2 protein-coding genes are annotated in these 2957 nt (G+C 64.5%); both read right to left on the bottom strand.

What is annotated here, in order from left to right; genetic code table 11:
- The coding region (locus KUO17_RS26145; RefSeq protein ID WP_255263813.1) for a DUF6531 domain-containing protein at window positions 1-1989 on the bottom strand (1989 nt) is incomplete at its 3' end.
- On the bottom strand, window positions 1986-2957 hold a 972-nt coding region (locus KUO17_RS26140), incomplete at its 5' end, for a DUF2345 domain-containing protein (protein ID WP_217978442.1). The genes KUO17_RS26145 and KUO17_RS26140, both read right to left, overlap by 4 nt.

Genomic DNA, 2957 nt, shown 5'->3' with positions numbered 1-2957 from the left:
GGGGTGTACATGGCGGATGACGTTCTTGCGCGCGTCACGGAACAGCCACTCCGAATGGCCGTCGGGGTGACGGATGCGGTAGGTGTAGCCCTGAATGTCGTAGTAGTGCCAGGTCTCCTGGCCGTGGGCATCGGTCACGTAGGTGAGGCGGATGCGCTCGTCCCAGTCCAGGCGCACGTCGAAGCTGCCGTCATCCGCCCATTCATGGATGGCCTTGGCATGGGGGCCGATGCCGTCCCACTCCAGGTTGAGGCCGCGGCCAGTACGGTCGGTGTAACGGGTCACCAGGTGATGCTGGTACTGGTAGTGCCAGGCAGCACCGTTTTCATCCTGCGCCGCGATCAGGTCGCCCGCGTCGTCGTAGTGATAGGCACACAGCTGGCGCAGTGGCGTGCCGTCGACCACCTGCCACAGGCCCTGGAGACGGCCGTGCTCGTCGAGCAGGGTGCCCAGTTGCAGGTGCACCTTGGTGGGATCGTCGTCCTGGTAGGTGTTGATGTCGGACAGCACCGGGCGACCGTTGTGACGATGCTCGTAGTGCAGCATGGCCCCGGCGCCGCTGCGCAACTGGATATGCGTCAGGTAGTAGCGATCACCGTGGCGCGCGTAGGTCTCCTGACGATCCAGGCCACGCAGAAGCACCAGTTGCTGCCCACCGGTGCGCACCAGAGTGAGGTACTCCACCGCGTCGTAATGAGGTTTGCCTTTTTCGGGCAGCGGGAAGTCGTGGCTGCGGCCGTCGCTGTCGTGCAGCACCAGGCCCTTGCCGACCACGTCGATGCAGGTGGTGAACTCGGTGAGCCAGCGAGCGCCGAGGTTGCCGTCGTCCAGAGCGTCAAGGCGCGAGTTGTAGGTACGCGTCCAGGTGACGGGAAACGGCCCCGGCAAACTGAAGTCTGTGTGGTCCAGCGATTCGCTGCCCAAGGCGAAGTTGATGCGGTTGCAACTGCTGGTGCAGGTGCCGTTCTTGCTGTCGTTGGCCGCCTGCCGGGCAGGCTCTTGTTGGGTGATGGCTTCGGTTTCACCCTTGGCCGCCTGGCGGGTGGCCTGAGTGGTCTTGTTGTCCTTGACCGTCGTGCTTTGCACCTTGGGATTGCGTCGATGCCAGAGTACGCTGCTGCTCTCCAGGATCAGGCGCATGCCCTCGATGGAGTTGGGGTTGGCGGCGCTGGTCAGGCTCATCAGTTGTGAGCGTAGCTGTGGCGCAAGAGAGCGAAATGCCTGGGTGCGCGCCAGTACCTTTTGCTGAAGTGGTTCAGACACGGACTTGCGCATGATCAGGTTGGCCGCGCCCTTGCCCATGGCCGAGTAGGCATCGCTGAGGGCGCCGAAGGCGTTCTCGAAGACTAGCGAGGGGTCTGAGCGCAAGGCCTCCTTGGCAGCCGTGGCCTTGCGGGACGCGGTCTCAAGGTCCGTGGCACTGTCGAGCTTGCCGGTAATAACGGCGTCGATAGCGTCGGCAGTGTTGTTGATCAGCTTCTCGCCGACGTCGGCGCACTCCTTCAAAATCACTTCCAACTGCCCTTTTGCATCGATCAGGAAGGCATCGATCTCGCCAAGCAAGGTGGCATTGAGATGACCGACGATGATCTCGATCAGCGAGTCGCCGAGCATCTGCTTGCCTTCCTGGCGGGCGAGCACCAGCATCGGCCGCAAACTCTTGCGCGCAGCGGCCATGGTGGGTGGCGCGGGTATCACACCGATCAGGTTGATACCCAGGCTGACCCAGTCGAGCGGGTCGGGCTTGTCGCTGGAGGCCAGGTTGACGACGTCGCCGACAGCATCGACCAGAGCGATGATATTGCCGATGACAGGCAGTACCTCGGCCACATCCTTGAGCCGCTCCAGGTTGACGTAGCCACCGCTGATATCGCGCAGCCAGGCGTCGAAAACAGCGGCGCCACGGCTCACGTCCTCGACACCGATCTGGTCCAGGGGAACGACCGCGGCCTGTCGCGGCCGTTGTGTGGCGGGGGTGTTGTCGGTCATGAGATCAGTTCACCTGGCAGCAGATCGGTAACGGTGTCCAGGCTTGGCGCCTTGACCGTGGGAAGTGAGAGGGTCGGCAAGCTCGGGAGCGCGGGCAGACTGGTCATGCCCCTCTTTAGCGCGCCGCCGGCTTGGCCGGCCACACCCAGCGCCGCCGATGCGGCAGGCAAGGCAGAGCTGGCAGCACTGGCCAGCTGCGGCAAGCCGGCAATGCCACCCTGCACGGCACTGCGCACTTGCTGGGCGCCTTGCAGCGCCTCCTGGCCGGTCTTGAGCAGGCCCAGCCCGGCCTTCGCCGCGTCCATGCCGCTGCTGGCCAGTTGCCTGGCCTTGCCTAACAGGCTGCCCTCGCCATCTGCGGGCAGCGCAATCTTGTCGATCAGCGACTCCACGACGGTGGACGGGCTACTGTCGGGTGGCTGCCGAGGCCAGTTGACCAGGCCGATATAGCTGCTGGGCACCCACGAGGGGGTGGGGTCACGGCCGAAACTGACCCGCGCCGGCCCCACGGCAGCCCCCGCCACGGCATTGAAACCCTGGCCATCGAGGCTGCCCTTGAGCACGGTGCCCAGCGCATCGGTCACCTCGTAGTCGCCGGCCTTGATGCCCTTCGTATTGGCGTACAGGTTGAACAGTTCCAACGCACCTTTGCCCGGCTTGGGCGGCTCGGGGAATGTCCCGGCCAGGCTCTTGGGGCCTGTGTGCGCAAAGGTCGCCGCGTGTGCGGTGTACGGGCCCGTGGTCACATGGGTGATGCCGCCGGCGTTGTAGGTGGTGGCGCTACCGCCGCCCTGGAGGATCAGCTCGGTCTTGGCCGTCAGCGTGATGCGGTCGGCGTTGGCCGTGATGTTGAGCTTGGCCAGCAGGTTGATATTGTCTTTCAGCGCCCGGATATCGATGTCACCGGAGGCTGTCACCAGCCGCCAGCCCATGTTCTGCACAAACAAACGCATGCCTTGGCTGGCACT

This window comes from Pseudomonas aegrilactucae (genome assembly GCF_019168305.1).
GTDB classification, from domain to species: domain Bacteria; phylum Pseudomonadota; class Gammaproteobacteria; order Pseudomonadales; family Pseudomonadaceae; genus Aquipseudomonas; species Aquipseudomonas aegrilactucae.
This window is presented reverse-complemented; position numbering and strand designations above follow the sequence as displayed.